At 33.1% G+C, this 15,434-nt stretch carries 16 protein-coding genes; 14 read left to right on the top strand and 2 right to left on the bottom strand.

The features are described 5' to 3' along the window. Positions 1–205 precede the first annotated feature (205 nt). Together CGC48_RS07660 and CGC48_RS07655 are read right to left on the bottom strand one after the other, a co-directional pair. A complete protein-coding gene (locus CGC48_RS07660; protein ID WP_098029116.1) occupies positions 206–694 on the bottom strand; it encodes a metallophosphoesterase family protein in 489 nt (162 codons plus the stop codon). 67 nt (positions 695–761) lie between these two features. Next, complete coding sequence (locus tag CGC48_RS07655) at positions 762–2,126, bottom strand: SLC13 family permease (RefSeq protein ID WP_098029115.1); 1,365 nt, start codon at positions 2,124–2,126, stop codon at positions 762–764. Positions 2,127–2,309: 183 nt separating this feature from the next. Between CGC48_RS07655 and CGC48_RS07650 the strand changes: the two genes are divergently transcribed. The 14 genes from CGC48_RS07650 to CGC48_RS07585 all read left to right on the top strand — a co-directional run bounded on the left by CGC48_RS07650 (position 2,310) and on the right by CGC48_RS07585 (position 15,392). Next, complete coding sequence (locus tag CGC48_RS07650; RefSeq protein ID WP_098029114.1) at positions 2,310–3,641, top strand: UDP-glucose dehydrogenase family protein; 1,332 nt, start codon at positions 2,310–2,312, stop codon at positions 3,639–3,641. A 32-nt stretch (positions 3,642–3,673) separates the two neighbouring features. After that, complete coding sequence (locus CGC48_RS07645; RefSeq protein ID WP_098029113.1) at positions 3,674–4,537, top strand: NAD-dependent epimerase/dehydratase family protein; 864 nt, start codon at positions 3,674–3,676, stop codon at positions 4,535–4,537. A gap of 44 nt (positions 4,538–4,581) precedes the next feature. After that, positions 4,582–5,841: an oligosaccharide flippase family protein gene (locus CGC48_RS07640; protein WP_098029112.1), complete on the top strand. Its 1,260-nt coding sequence runs from the start codon at positions 4,582–4,584 to the stop codon at positions 5,839–5,841. Positions 5,842–5,906: 65 nt separating this feature from the next. Beyond that, complete coding sequence (locus CGC48_RS07635) at positions 5,907–7,154, top strand: glycosyltransferase family 4 protein (RefSeq protein ID WP_098029111.1); 1,248 nt, start codon at positions 5,907–5,909, stop codon at positions 7,152–7,154. Then, positions 7,144–7,884, top strand: coding sequence for a glycosyltransferase family 2 protein (locus tag CGC48_RS07630; RefSeq protein WP_098029110.1), 741 nt, complete (start codon positions 7,144–7,146; stop codon positions 7,882–7,884). The genes CGC48_RS07635 and CGC48_RS07630 overlap by 11 nt, the downstream gene beginning before the upstream one ends. A 3-nt stretch (positions 7,885–7,887) precedes the next feature. Continuing rightward, entirely contained in the window at positions 7,888–8,925 is a 1,038-nt protein-coding gene (locus CGC48_RS07625; RefSeq protein ID WP_098029109.1) for an EpsG family protein, read from the top strand. A gap of 3 nt (positions 8,926–8,928) precedes the next feature. Beyond that, positions 8,929–9,915, top strand: coding sequence for a glycosyltransferase family 2 protein (locus tag CGC48_RS07620; RefSeq protein ID WP_098029108.1), 987 nt, complete (start codon positions 8,929–8,931; stop codon positions 9,913–9,915). Positions 9,916–9,926: 11 nt separating this feature from the next. After that, a complete protein-coding gene (locus tag CGC48_RS07615) occupies positions 9,927–10,685 on the top strand; it encodes a glycosyltransferase family 2 protein (RefSeq protein ID WP_098029107.1) in 759 nt (252 codons plus the stop codon). A gap of 6 nt (positions 10,686–10,691) precedes the next feature. Beyond that, positions 10,692–11,939, top strand: a complete 1,248-nt coding sequence (locus CGC48_RS07610) for a protoporphyrinogen/coproporphyrinogen oxidase (RefSeq protein ID WP_098029106.1) — start codon at positions 10,692–10,694, stop codon at positions 11,937–11,939. A gap of 35 nt (positions 11,940–11,974) precedes the next feature. Next, positions 11,975–13,111 (top strand): adenylyltransferase/cytidyltransferase family protein, encoded by a 1,137-nt coding sequence (locus CGC48_RS07605; RefSeq protein WP_098029105.1) that lies wholly within the window; start codon positions 11,975–11,977, stop codon positions 13,109–13,111. A gap of 6 nt (positions 13,112–13,117) precedes the next feature. After that, on the top strand, positions 13,118–13,441 hold the full coding sequence (locus CGC48_RS07600; RefSeq protein ID WP_098029104.1) for an L-rhamnose mutarotase: 324 nt from the start codon (positions 13,118–13,120) through the stop codon (positions 13,439–13,441). 10 nt (positions 13,442–13,451) lie between these two features. After that, complete coding sequence (rfbA, locus tag CGC48_RS07595; protein ID WP_098029103.1) at positions 13,452–14,324, top strand: glucose-1-phosphate thymidylyltransferase RfbA; 873 nt, start codon at positions 13,452–13,454, stop codon at positions 14,322–14,324. A gap of 75 nt (positions 14,325–14,399) precedes the next feature. Beyond that, on the top strand, positions 14,400–14,738 hold the full coding sequence (locus CGC48_RS07590; RefSeq protein ID WP_098029102.1) for a hypothetical protein: 339 nt from the start codon (positions 14,400–14,402) through the stop codon (positions 14,736–14,738). An 18-nt stretch (positions 14,739–14,756) separates the two neighbouring features. Then, positions 14,757–15,392, top strand: a complete 636-nt coding sequence (locus tag CGC48_RS07585; protein ID WP_098029101.1) for a hypothetical protein — start codon at positions 14,757–14,759, stop codon at positions 15,390–15,392. The last annotated feature ends 42 nt before the right edge of the window (positions 15,393–15,434 follow it).

Raw genomic sequence — 15,434 nt, 5'->3', positions numbered from 1 at the left:
TAGATTTTGTTATAACGCCCTCAAAAGTAGCGCATTATTTTGGAATATACAAAATTTTTAGGAAACTATATGGATTGTTATTTCATTTCTGCTTAAGTCAGAAATAAGAAAGTAAGAAAAATCAGACATTTAAAATTTGAAAAAGTTAAAAATTAAAAAATAATTAACTTTTACTTTAAGTTGTTTTTTACGATGAGATATGAAGCTATCTTTGAAATTCTATAATTTCGATATTTTTGATTTCCTTTTTATCAATCTCAAAGCGAATCATTGTTCGTACTTTTTGCCACCCGTGTTTGCCCACTGCCCCAGGATTTAAGTGCAACAATTGATACTTCTTATCATACATAACCTTTAGTATGTGCGAATGCCCCGAAATGAATATTTTAGGAGTTTTCAATTCAATTTCTTTTTTTGCCAAAGGAGAATATTTATTAGGATACCCTCCTATGTGAATCATCAAAACTTCTACATCTTCACAATAAAAACGATTTACTTCCGGAAACTCAGCCCTGATTTTCGCATCATCAATATTGCCATAAACTCCTCGTAAAGGCTTTATTTTTTTCAAAGTTTCAATCACTTCAATAGAACCGAAATCACCACAATGCCAAATTTCATCAACTTGCTGAGCGTGAGCAATAATTCTGTCATCAATATATGAATGCGTATCGGAAAGAAGAAGAATTTTCATACAAAATATACAAAAAATGAGTGGTTAACAAACTATTTTCTGCCTATTAACCACCCATTATTGATTATCAAAACCAGAATAAATATGCTATTACTGAAAGAAAAATTATACTTAATATATTCAAAACAAATCCTGCTCTTATCATATCTTTTTGCCCTACCATTCCCGTTCCGTATGCAATTGCATTCGGAGGAGTTGCTACAGGAAGCATAAAAGCACAGGAAGCTCCCAAACCAATGAGCAATGAAAGCCCTAACGGATTCATATTCAAAGCCTCAGCAATTGATATAAAAATAGGCACCAATAAAGCCGCACTGGCTGTATTTGAGGTGAATTCTGTAAGGAAAATTATGAATGCAGCAACAAGTAATCCTATCAAGAAGAAATGTTTGCCCTCCACAAGAAACACAACAGCATCAACCATTGCTTTGTTAGCTCCTGAGTTGGTAAGAATAGCACTCAATGTAAGTCCCCCACCAAAAAGCATCAAAACTCCCCAATCGGTATTCTCTTGTATTTGCTTCCAACTTGCAACTCCCGACAAACAAACCAATACAGAAGCTGCTATCGCCACAACTGCATCAAAAGAGCCTATTTTATCAATTCCTAAAAAGCGTGAAATCGACTCGTTTAGATATTCTCCCAAAATCCAACAAATAGCCGTCACTACAAAAATAGCAATAGTAACATATTGCTTTTTATTCAACTTTTCTGTTTGAGTATTTGAATCTACTTTAATGTTTAGCTTTGGTCTGAAAACGAAATACATAGCCAGCAAGAATAAAGGCATCAATCCAGCCATTGCAGGAATTCCGTATTTCAGCCAAGTTGAAAAAGTTAAATTCAGTTGTGAAGCTACGATGGCGTTTGGTGGAGAACCCACCAAAGTACCCATTCCTCCAATGCTTGAACTATAAGCAATCCCCAGAATTACAAACATATAAGTTCCTTTATTAGATTTGTAATCCAAATTTTTAAGCATTCCAATCCCAAGCGGAATCATCATTGCAGCAGTTGCCGTATTGCTAATTCCCATCGAAAGCAAAACCGTAACGGAAAGCAACAAAAAAATTGCCACTGCAAAATTACCCTGTGCCAACGAAATTACCTTATTGGCTATGTACTGGTCTAACCGCTGAACGCTCAACGCTGTTGCAATGGCAAAACCTCCAAAGAATAGAAAAATAGTAGGATTAGCAAAGGCTTGTAAGGCTGGTTTTGTTTGTTCAAGACCAAAAAATATTGCCAAAACAGGAATTAGTAATGCTGTAACCGTGATATGAATCACTTCAGTAAGCCACAAAATAGCTACTAACGCTAAGAGAGCCAATCCTTTATTAACCTTTTCTTCATAAGGAAGAAGATAATTCAACAACACTGCCAAAACTATTGCAAATACAATAATTATTGTTTTTCGAGTTTTCACTTGCATAAAAAATTTGAAAAAGAATTACCCCAACAAAATTAAATAAAAATTTTCTTTCCACAACTTTTCCTCTCCTTTTTTGTATCCTCTGGAAGAAAATCAAAAGCCAATACTGAGATTAACGATTAAAAAATGTATCTTTGCAAAACGGAATAAAAAGTTGTATTTTTTTTAACATTCAAAACGTAAATGAAAATAGCCGTAGTAGGAACAGGATATGTGGGATTGGTCTCTGGCACTTGCTTTGCTGAAGTAGGAAATCACGTAACTTGTGTTGATATAAATTCAGAGAAAATTGAAAAATTAAAAAAGGGTATCATTCCCATATACGAACCAGGACTTGAAGCAATGGTTGTACGCAATGTGGCAAGTAAAAATTTAACTTTTACAATTAATTTAGCTCAAGCTATTGAAAATGTTGAGATTGTATTTATCGCGGTGGGAACTCCTATGGGAGATGATGGCTCTGCCGATTTACAATATGTTCTTTCTGTTGCTAAATCCATTGGCGAGTCAATGCAGAAAAGGCTAATTGTAGTTAATAAATCTACCGTACCAGTAGGAACTGTAGACAAGATAAAAGCCACTATTTCAGAAATATTGCAAAAAAGAGGAGTTTCAATAGAATTTGATGTTGTTTCCAATCCAGAATTTCTGAAAGAAGGAAAAGCTGTGCAGGATTTTATGAAGCCTGACAGAGTGGTAATTGGTGCAGAAACTGATTACGCTCTTAATAAAATGAAAAGCCTTTACTCTTCATTTTTTTTACAACACGAACGTTTTATCACGATGGACGTACGTTCTGCCGAAATGACAAAATACGCCTCCAATGCGATGCTTGCAACAAAAATTTCATTTATGAATGAGATTGCTAACATATGCGAGCGTGTGGGAGCTGATGTAAATAAAGTACGATTGGGTGTTGGCTCAGACTCACGCATCGGATATAGCTTTATTTACCCTGGCTGTGGCTATGGCGGTTCTTGCTTTCCGAAAGATGTTCTGGCTCTAAAAAAATTATCAGAAGAGGTTGGCTATAATGCCGAACTCATCGCCTCGGTAGATAATGTAAATAATCGTCAGAAATACGTAATTGCTCAAAAAGTTATCCAAAAATATGGTGAAGATTTATCTGGAAAAACTTTCGCTATCTGGGGTTTGTCTTTCAAACCTGAAACCGATGATATGCGTGAGGCTCCTGCAATTTACATCATTAGGGAACTTGTGAAAAGAGGTGCAAAAATCAGAGCTTACGACCCCAAAGCAACACACGAAGCACAGACATTTTACTTAAAAGATTTAGAAATTAGCTACTTTGAAAGCAAATATGAAGCCTTAAAAGGAGCTGACGCAATGCTTTTACTTACTGAATGGAAAGAATTTCGTTCACCCGATTTTGACGAAATAGGCAAATTACTGAAAGAGAAAGTCATTTTCGACGGGAGAAATCAATACAATGCTTTTGACCTACCCAGCAAGGGCTTTCAGTATTTCCAAATAGGAGTAAATCAGTACTATTAGAAGTTGCAAAAAAGGATAGTTTAACGGAAATAATGAGCAAAACCAAGAAAATATTAGTAACAGGAGGTGCGGGATTTGTAGGGTCAAATTTATGTGAGTCACTCGTAAAAAACCCTGAAAATGAAGTATTTTCACTTGACAATTATTTTACAGGGAGTAGAGATAATCACATCGCAGGTGTAACATATATTGAAGGAAGTACGGAATATATCTTTGAATTGATTAACTTTGCACCCGATTTGGTTTATCACTTAGGTGAATATTCTCGTGTGGAGCAGAGTTTTGAAGATATTGACAAAGTTCTGTTATTCAACAAAGTAGGCACATCAAAAGTTTTGGAATTTTGCAGAAGACACAATTGCAAATTGGTTTATGCAGGTAGCAGTACAAAATTTGGAGATGGAGGCATTGGAAGAAATCAAAGCCCATACGCTTGGTCAAAAGCATCTAATACTGAACTAATTAAAAACTACGGAGAGTGGTACGGACTAACGTATGCCATCGTTTATTTTTACAATGTTTATGGTAAACGAGAAATCAGTGAAGGGAAGTACGCCACTCTTATTGCCTTATTTTCAGAAAAAATGAAAAGAGGCGAACCCTTAACAGTAGTTTCCCCTGGCACACAGCAACGAAATTTCACACACATTGATGATATTGTTGAAGGTTTACTTTTAGTTGGAGAAAAGGGCTTAGGCGATGAATTTGGCATTGGAAATTCGGAAACTTACACCGTTCTTGAAATAGCGGAAATGTTTGGTGGCAAAATAGAGATGCTACCCGAACGAAAAGGCAACCGAATGGCTTCGGACGTGATAACCGAAAAAACCGAATCTTTAGGTTGGAAAGCCAGAAAGTGTGTTAAGGACTATATTAAGGAAATTATTTGTAAATAATCTTACCAAAACAATTGTTATAAAACTTCTACTTCTGTTAAAAAATGAAATTAGAAAAGATAAAGGACATAAAGACAATTATTTTCAACAACAAAAAAGTTATTGAAAACTATTTCTTTATGACTTTGTTACAAGTACTAAATTCTTTTTTCGGTTTATTTCTTTACCCTTACTTTATAAGCACATTAGGAGTGGAAAAATATGGCCTTTATGTTTATGCTTTTTCCGTGATTACCTACTTTTCTACTTTTATTATGTTTGGTTTTGACTTACCTGCTATAAAAAAAATTGTAAGCATTGGAGATTCTTTAGAGAAAAAATCAGAAATAGTTTCCACCATTTTTTCTGCAAAAATATATTTACAGTTGTTTAGTTTCTTAATTTTTATAGGAATAGTTTTTTTCTCACCTTCCCTGAAACAAAATTATGAATTATATCTCATTTTATTTCTGAATACGTTTTCGAATATACTTTTTCCCAATTGGTATTTTCAGGCAGTACAAAAAATGAAGTGGGTAACAGCTATACAATTACTATCTAAACTAATAAGTTTACCTTTTATTTTCACTTTCGTAAAACGCCCCGAAGATTTAAAGTTATTTATCATAATTTTCACATCCACTAATATTTTAGGAGGATTGTTGGCTACCATAGTTTTGCTTATATATGAGAAATTGAGAATAAATTTGGTTTCTTTCTCAAAGCTAATAAATTGGTACAAAGAAGCATTCCCTCTGTTTTTAACTAATTTTATTTCAATATTGAAGGACCAAGGATTGGTGCTCATTATCGGAAGTTTTTTTGGAATGAGAGAAGTTGCTATATATGATCTTGCTAATAAAATTATAGGTATACCAAGATTTCTGTTTACAAGTATCAATGGGGCTATTTTTCCTAAATTATTAGAGAATTTAAAAGCTGAAAAAATAAAGAAAATAATTAAATATGAGTTCATACTAAGTATTGTTTTAATATTTTTGATAACTATTTTGGGGTATTGGGCTGTTTTGTTGTTAGGAGGAAAACAAATGATTGAAGCTTATGTTTTATTGCTTGTCCTTAGTCCAACAACACTATTTTATTTATTAGTAGGAGCCTATATTTATTTTGTTTTTTTACCCAACCAATTCAATTATTTTATTACCTACAATCAAATCATAGCAATGTGTAGCTTTTTTCTATTCAGTTTTATAGGAATTGCTTTATCCGATAAAATTATCGTTTTATGTACTGCTATGACTTTATCAGGATTGATAGAAGTAGTTTTTTGTAGATATTTTATAAAAAAGCATAATTTGCTGTGAAAGACATGATATTTAGTGTAATAATTCCAATGTATAACGTTTAAAAATACTCTTTTTGAAATTTTATGAAAATACTCCATATAAATACAAACGATATAGAGGGTGGGGCAGCTCGGGCAGCATATCGACTCCACAAAGCGTTACTGAAAATAGGTATGGATAGCCAAATGCTTGTCCAAACTAAAAATAGTGATGATAGCACCGTACAGGCTGTTTATAAAACAAAATTAGGAAAAGCTTACAGTTTATTACGTCCTTTTTTGGATGCATTACCTTTAAAATGCTACAAAAACAGAACTAAGACTCCCTTCTCACCAGCTTGGTTTCCCTTTAGTAAAGTATTAAATAGAATTGATGAGCTTAATCCAGATGTGGTTCATTTACATTGGATTTGTGGAGGAATGTTGCCAATAGAAGATTTAGCTAAGATCAAAAAACCTATTGTGTGGACATTGCACGATATGTGGGCTTTCACAGGTGGAGAGCACTATGACGAAAATCAAGAACATTACCTTGAAAAATGTGGATTTTCAAAAGTACTGGGTTCCAATAAAGAGAATGATTTAAGTAGAAAGGGATGGAAACGAAAAAACGATGTGTATGGAAAAATTGATAATTTGATAATCATAGGTCCAAGTAACTGGATTCACAATGAAGCACAAAGAAGTTCTTTATTGAAAAATAAGAAACATTTTCATTTACCTAATGTTATTGATGTAAATATTTTCAAACCCCTACCTAAAGAAATTGCCAGGAGTATATGGAATGTTCCTAGGGATAAAAAAATTATTATTTTCGGAGCAATTAGTGCAGTGAGTGATGACAGAAAGGGTTTTCTACTACTAAAGAATGCACTTAATTTACTAAAAACAAACAATGTTGAAATAATTATTTTTGGTAGTTCTGAGCCAAGTTATAAACAGCCATTAAGTGATTATAAAGTCACGTATGTTGGTAGACTTTATGACGATGTAAGTTTGGTAAGTTTATATAATTGTGCGGATGTTATGGTCGTACCAAGTAGACAGGAGAATCTTCCACAAACCACCACAGAATCAATGGCTTGTGGAGTCCCTGTCGTTGCTTTTAATACTACAGGAATTCCCACCATAATTGAACATAAGGTTAACGGGTATTTGGCTTCTCCTTTTAGTAGCGAAGATCTAAAAAACGGAATAGAGTGGGTATTGAATAATGAAAACTACGAGGATTTGTCCAAAAATGCCCGACAAAGAATTATGAACTCTTTTTCTAATGAAGCTTTAATACCTAAGTATGTAGATTTGTACAAAAAAATTATTAATGAAAAATAGAAAACATTTAATTTCAGTCATTACTGTATCATTCAATGCTGTAAAAACCATTGAACAGACCATTTTATCTGTAATCAATCAAACCTATCCCAACATCGAATATATTATCATTGATGGGGGAAGTACTGATGGTACAATTGATATAATAAAAAAGTATCAAGATAAAATAGCCTATTGGATCAGTGAGCCAGACAAAGGTATTTATGATGCTATGAACAAAGGCATTTATAAAGCAAACGGAGACTGGATAAATTTTATGAATGCAGGAGACAAATTTTACGACAATGAAGTTTTAAGTAAATTTTTCAAAGCAAATAATCTAGAAGAAGTTGACATAATATACGGAAGTATGGTTATTATTTTTCCTAAAAAGATTTCTTTAAAAAAACCCTTACCGATAAGTCATATTGAGAGAGGAATGCCTTTTTGTCACCAAAGTTCTTTTGTCAAAAGTAATCTCTACAAAAAATATTTATTCAACACAACTTATAGGATATGTGCTGATTATAAATTCTTTTTTGATATATACAAAGCAGGAGCAAAGTTCAAATACAAGGAGGTTATTGTTTCAAAGTTCTTATATGGAGGATTATCGTCGTCTTCTTCCATAGATTTGTTAATAGAAGAAAGGCATATTTCAGGAAAAAAATACAACAGATATTTTTTCAACAGGTTATTGAAAGAATTATTGTTGGGTCAATTCTATGAAATTTACAGAAAATACATATAATTAATGATATATTTTATCTTATATATATACTTTTTATCCTTATCTGTCGCCCAATTAGTTTATAAGCAAAAATTCAAGGTCATAACATTTTTTTCAATGTTGTTGCTTGTATTTTTGGCAGGTATTAGAGTCAACACTGGAATAGATTATCTCGCTTATTTAGATATTTGGCATGCAATAGCACCTCTTTCTAAAAACTCTACTTTTCAGATGGTTGCAGTAGAGCCTGGATTTGTTTTTCTTGTTTCATTTATAAAGTTACTTACAACAAAGTCTCTCTATTTTTTCCTTATTTGTGCCTTTTTATCTATTTTTCCTGTTTATTTAGGATTAAAAAGAATGAATATAAAATATATGTTTATATCATTTTTTATTTATTTACTGGTCTTTTACCTTACCTATCCTTTCAATGGTATGCGACAAGGAATAGCAATGGGTATTTTCATTTTTTCTTTACCTTTTATTTTTGAAAAGAAACTACTTTACGTGATTTTATTGAGCGTTATTGCGAGTTTGATTCATTTGACAGGCTTGCTCATTATTGTAGCCTATTTGGTGACTCTATATAAAATAAATATAAAGCAGTTCTTTTTAGTAGGATTTTCGCTTTCTATTATATGCCTTAAATTAGATTTATTAGGAAAACTTTTGTTTGATGTTTTGGGTGTTAGTACTGTTTATATAACGCTTTTTTCTGAATCCACCTCAATGTTTCAAATAACAACAAGGGTTTTGCTATTGTTTGTCTTGTATTATTTCAGAGAAATGATTAAAAACCCCATTTTAGACAAATTATTTATTATGTATTTGGTGGGTTTTTTTATTTATATCTCTCTGTTTCAATATAATTTATTAGCAACACGATTCAATATGTTTTTCAGGTTGTTGGAAATTATTTTAGTACCAATATTACTTGAAAAAACAAAAAACATCGAAACCAGATTAGCTTTACTATTCATTTTCTTGATTCCTTCAACATATTCTTTCTATACATTTCTCCTTGTTGAAGAAAACAAATACCATTATGAACTTAATTTTTAGTTTATGAAAGCGGATAAAAATTATAAAACAACTGTTATCATTCCTATATACAAAGCCGAGATTTTCATTGAAAGATGTTTAAATTCAGTGTTTAATCAGGATTTAGACGATGTTGAATACATCCTAATAAATGACTGTACTCCTGATAAAAGTTTTGAAATCGCCAAGCAAAAGGCTGCCGATTCTGAAAGAAAAAACGATATAAAGCTTATTGAAAACGAAACTAACTTAGGTATTGGCAAAAGTCGAAGGAAAGGAATGCTCGCCGCTTCTGGAAAATATGTCATACAGATAGATTCAGATGATTGGATAGAACGCAATATGTTAAGTACCTTGTACAAAAAAGCCGAAGAAGAAAAAAGCGATGTAGTTACTTGTGATTATTACATTAGTTTTTTAAATGGTAAAAGAAAATATCGAAAAGAAGAATATAAAGCAGATATTGACTATAATGTAAAAAGTATTATGTTGGGGCGAGTTCATCCAAGTTTATGTAATACTTTGGTACGCAGGGAATTTTATTTAAAAAATGGTTTTATCCCAACAGGTGAGGTTGATATGGGAGAAGATTTTGAAACAATGTTCAAAGTTTTTCTAACCACAAGTAAGGTCGCATATGTTGCACAACCTTTTCTTCATTATACTCAATACAATACAAATTCTATCACCAAAACAATGAATGCTTCTCATATTGAAGATACCATTCATTCCATCAGAATTTTTGAAAAAATTTTGGAACAAACAAACGGAAGATATGAAGAAGCCTTTAAAATAATGCTTATTTTTTGGAAAAAAATGTTCCTGCTGGATAGACAATATGCCAAATATTTCTACACTGTCCGTCCAGATGTTAATAAATTTGAGTATTTGTTTAGTGATAATGGTTATGGATTTTTTCAAAAGATAACCATAAGCTTCTCATTATTACATTTACCATTCATAACTAGAGTTATTTATAAAACATATCGATATCTAAAGAAGAACTTCTAAAATTAACAATAATGAAACAAAATTTAGTATCCATAATTACACCTATGTATAATGCCTCCAAATATGTGGAGCAAACGATAGACTCTGTATTATCTCAAACCTATACACAATGGGAAATGCTCATTGTTGATGACGGTTCTAAAGATAATTCATCAGAAATTGTTGAGCAATATGCTGATAAAGATAACAGAATCAAATTAATACGACAGAATAATGTGGGCTCCGCAGCAGCTCGTAATAACGCATTAAGTAAGGCACAGGGACGCTATATTTGTTTCTTGGACTCTGATGACCTACTGGAGCCCTCCTTTTTTGAGAAACAAATGACTTTTTTAAAACAGAAAAAAGCAGGCTTAGTGTTTGCTTCCTATAAACGTATCGATGAAAATGGTAATGAAAAATTGAATCCCTTTATTGTACCTGACGAAGTCACCTACAGGAGCTTGTTAAAAACCTGCCCTATATCCTGTCTTACAAGTATTTACGATAAAAAAATAGTAGGAGAGCAATTTTTTAAAGAAGAATTGAAAAGTTTAAGAGATGACTATGTTTACTGGCTTGAAATGCTAAAAAAAATTAAAATAGCTTATGGAAACAAGGAAGTGTTAGCTTCATATCGTGTATTCACATCAAGTACCACGGGCAACAAAAAGAAGGTCATAAAACCTCAATTCCTTGTATATTACAAAATAGAAAAATTAGGATTGTTTAAAAGTTTATACTACTTAACTCATTGGGCATTCAATGGTTTTTTTAAATATAAAAAATAGAGAAATATGGATCTAATTGTAGGAGCTGGTATTTCAGGAATTGCATACGCAACTTTCACTGATAACGATTATTTAATGATCGATAAAGACCAAGAAATAGGAGGATATTGCAAAACGATCAAAAGAAATGGATATGTATGGGATTACTCTGGGCATTTCTTTCATTTTAGAGATAAAAAATTGAAAGAATTAGTTTGTAGGCACATAGAACCCAGAACGCTTAAAACAGTAAAAAAAGTAACAAAAATATACTATGAAGGTAAATATATTGATTTTCCTTTTCAAAAAAACATTCACCAGCTTAAAAAAGAGGAGTTTATAGAATGTTTATACGATTTATTTAATACCGAAAATATTCAAGTAAAAACGTTTAAGGATATGGTTTATGCCAATCTAGGCAAAAGTATATCCGATAAGTTTTTAATTCCATATAACGAAAAACTCTACGCCTGCGATCTAAATGACTTAGATGCAGAAGCTATGGGACGATTTTTTCCAAAGGCAAATAAAGAAGAAATTATTTTAAATTTTAAAAAAGAAAATAATAGCTCATACAATGATAGTTTTGTTTATTCATCAGAAGGTGCAATAGAATATGTCAAATCTTTATTTAAGAATGTGAAACAAGATAATGTTTTTCTAGAGGAAGAATTGCGACGAATAGATATAACAAATAAGGTTGCATATACGAATAAAAGAGAGATTCCCTTTGACAGACTTATTTCAACAATACCTTTTCCCAAATTACTCGAATTGTGCAATATTTCCTATGACAAATCAGCTTTTACTTGGAATAAAGTAATGGTATTTAATTTAGGTTTTGACAGAAAAGGAAAGGACAAAGAAAGTAGTTGGGTGTACGTTCCTAATAAAGATATTTGTTTTTATCGTTTGGGGTATTATGATAATATTATTAAATCAAAAAAAATGTCTTTGTACGTGGAGCTTGGTTTTCCAAAGGATGCTGATATAGGAAACACACAAGAAGTTTTGGCACGAGTACTTTCTGATTTAAAGAAAATTGGAGTTATCTCAAATGAAAAACTTATTGACTACCACAGTATTGTGATGAATCCTGCCTATGTACATATAAATCAAAAGAGTATGCAAATGGTAGAAGGCTTCAAAAAGCAATTAGCCAATCGTAATATATACTCTATTGGACGGTATGGAAGTTGGACGTATTGTTCAATAGAAGATAATATCGTAGAAGCAAAAAAATTATCTCAAAGAATGAAAAACTCTCAGAATTAATTTTTTTCAGAAAAAAAACATAATCACTAAAGTAAATGAAAAGAAAAAAAATATTCGTGTCGGGCTGTTATGATATGCTACACTCTGGACACGTTGCTTTTTTTGAAGAAGCATCGCGGTTAGGAGATTTATATGTTGGGATTGGTTCGGACAGGACTATTCAGGAACTCAAAGCTCGAAAAACAATAAATCCAGAGCAGGAGCGTCTTTATATGGTTAAATCGTTACGTTTCGTAAAAGATGCTTGGATAAATTCAGGTTCAGGTATTCTAGATTTCAAAGAGGATATGGTACGTTTAAAACCCGACGTTTTATTTGTTAACGAAGACGGACATTCACCCGCTAAAGAAGCCTTATGTAAAGAATTAGGAATTGAATATCATGTGAGTAAGCGTATTCCACACGGAAATCTACCCATTCGAAGTACAACAGCTTTGCGAAAAGAGTGTTTGATTCCCTATCGGATAGACTTGGCAGGAGGGTGGCTTGATCAACCTTCTGTGTCTAAATTCTGTCCAGGCCCTGTAATAACCATTTGTATTGAACCTGATTATGAATTTAATGACCGAAGTGGAATGTCAACCAGTACGCGTAAAAAAGCGATAGAACTTTGGCACACAGACATTCCTGATGGAGATAAAGAGCATTTAGCGAAAATATTATTTTCCTATGAAAATTTCCCAGGAGAAGATTATATTAGTGGTTCACAAGATGCTTTGGGGATTGTACTTCCAGGGTTAAATTACTATTGGTATGATGGTGAATTTTGGCCAGAAAAAATAGAGAAAAATCTATCCGAAGATCTACTTGCGTGGATAGAAAATCATTTATATTTGTTACCTTTACAACCACGGCATAGTGAATTGCATGTCACTGAAGGAGCGGATATTTCTCCTGAAAAGGTTAAAAAATTATCTCAGGCTGCACAACAATTCTGGATTTCTTTACTTCAAAAAGATTTAAAAGGTACAGGGGAAGCAATGATTACTTCCTTTGAGTCACAAATTGATCTATTTCCTAATATGTTAAATGATGAAATCCGCAAAGAAATCGCTTCTTTACCCGAAACAGTAGTTGGTTATAAGCTTAGTGGTGCAGGAGGAGGAGGTTATTTAGTAATTTTATCGAAAATCCCTATTGAGAAAGCATTAAGAATCAGAATAAGAAGATAGTAGCTTATGAAACGCTTTGGACAAGTCATCAAAATAAAACCTGAGAAATTAGCTTATTATCGGGAATTACACGCCAATCCGTGGCAATCCGTTTTGGATAAAATCCACGAATGTAACATTCGCAATTATTCCATTTTTTTACTCAATGATGAGCTTCTTTTTGCATATTTTGAATATATTGGAGATAACTTTCAAGAAGATATGCGAAAAATGGCAGCCGACCCCGAAACACAACGTTGGTGGGCAGAGACCGATCCTTGCCAACAACCCTTGGAACTCAAAGAAGGCGAATGGTGGCACACAATGGAAGAAATTTTTCACACAAAATAAGTAAAATACTATGAAAGGAATTATTCTCTCAGGAGGCTCAGGAACAAGGCTTTACCCTATAACAAAAGGTATTTCAAAGCAGTTACTACCTATATATGACAAACCGATGGTTTACTATCCGCTTTCGGTGCTAATGTTGGCGGGTATTCGTGAAGTTTTGGTGATTTCTACTCCGCAAGACTTGCCTGGTTTTCAACGACTTCTAGGCAACGGCAGCGACTACGGAATTTCAATTAGTTATGCCGAGCAACCCTCACCCGATGGACTGGCACAAGCCTTCATCATCGGAGAGCAATTCATTGGAAATGATGATGTTTGCCTCGTATTGGGCGATAATATTTTCTACGGACAAAGTTTCACCAAAATGCTTCTGCAATCCGTTGAAACCGCTGAAAAAGAGCATAAAGCAACCGTTTTCGGTTACTACGTCAAAGACCCTGAACGCTACGGAGTTGCCGAATTTGATGCAGAAGGAAACGTACTTTCCATCGAAGAGAAACCCGAAAAACCAAAATCGCATTACGCCGTGGTTGGGCTGTATTTCTATCCGAATAAAGTTGTAAATGTAGCCAAAAACATAAAACCTTCGGCGAGAGGAGAATTAGAAATTACCACAGTAAATCAGGAGTTTTTGAAAGACAACGAACTGAAAGTCCAACTATTAGGACGAGGTTTTGCGTGGCTTGACACAGGCACACACGATTCACTTTCAGAGGCTTCCAACTTCGTGGAAACTATTGAGAAAAGACAAGGACTTAAAATATCGTGTTTGGAAGAAATTGCCTACAAAAAAGGCTGGATTTCTGCCGAAAAAATCCGAGAGTTAGCCCAACCAATGCTAAAAAATCAATACGGGCAATATTTGTTAGAGTTGATTAAATAGCTTTCCAATTTTCTATTTACCAACGATAGATTAACTTTCAACAAGAAAACCATTTCACACAAATAAAACAAAAAAATGAAGATAATAAGCACAGAATTTAGAGACCAAGAGGCAATTTCTTGGGAAGATTTGAAGGATTTTCTAAATGAAAACATTTACGAGGAAGGTTTTGTTGTTTTGAGTGATGACAAACAACCAAATTATATCCAAATGGCTGAAATGGAAACAGAAAACGGTTGGAAATGGGGTGTAGAGGTTCGTTTATATCAATCAGATGCGATTTTTCAGCATTTCAGACGATTTTTTAATAGTCCTGAAGAAGCTATCCCTGTTTTCAAGGTTATCTATTATGATGAAAACTTCGGCTATGACGAACCAAATTGGAAAGATGTAACCAACGAGTTCACAGAATAGCAATCCAAAAGATATATAATGACGGACTTTAGTTACATCAAGACTCTCTTTAATATCAAAGGAGAAAACGGATTTTCGGCTGAAGAGCTACAAAAAACGCAAGATATAAGCTCAAATATTCCAAAAGTATTGTACGATTATTACTTACAACTTGGGAAAATTGAAGAATTAAATCACACACAAGACCAACTTTTGCTTCCCAACAAACTAAAATGGTCAAAAAGTGGAGATTATTTGATTTTCTATGTCGAAAATCAATGGGTTCGTACTTGGGCAATCCGAAAAGAAGACCTTATTGCTGAGAATCCGCCCGTTTATATGAGTTACGACCAAGAAAACTGGAAAAAAGAAACAGAAAAACTTACCGATTTTCTCAATGCAATGGCAAGTTTGCAGGCGGTGTTTGCTTTGCCTTTTTCCTCAGAAGAATTCTCCTTTCTTAACAAAGAAGAATTGGAAATCATCAAGCAGAACTTCCAGCAAAAACCATTTTACCTCTCGCAATGGTTGGGAGCTACATTCTATGCAAATTCTGATAATGAAATAATTGCAGTATTTCAAAACGAAAAATATTATGATGTAATTTATAGCTCATACAACAAAGAAAACTTTGAGAAAATAGATAGCATCATTGGCAACTTGGGAGAAAAATAAATTCAAAATCAATTACAAACAGAAGTACACCTGAAAAGTAAC

The sequence above is a fragment of the Capnocytophaga cynodegmi genome (assembly GCF_002302475.1).
Classification (GTDB): domain Bacteria; phylum Bacteroidota; class Bacteroidia; order Flavobacteriales; family Flavobacteriaceae; genus Capnocytophaga; species Capnocytophaga cynodegmi.
The sequence above is the reverse complement of the archived record's forward strand: the minus strand, read 5'-3'. Positions and strand labels throughout refer to the sequence as shown.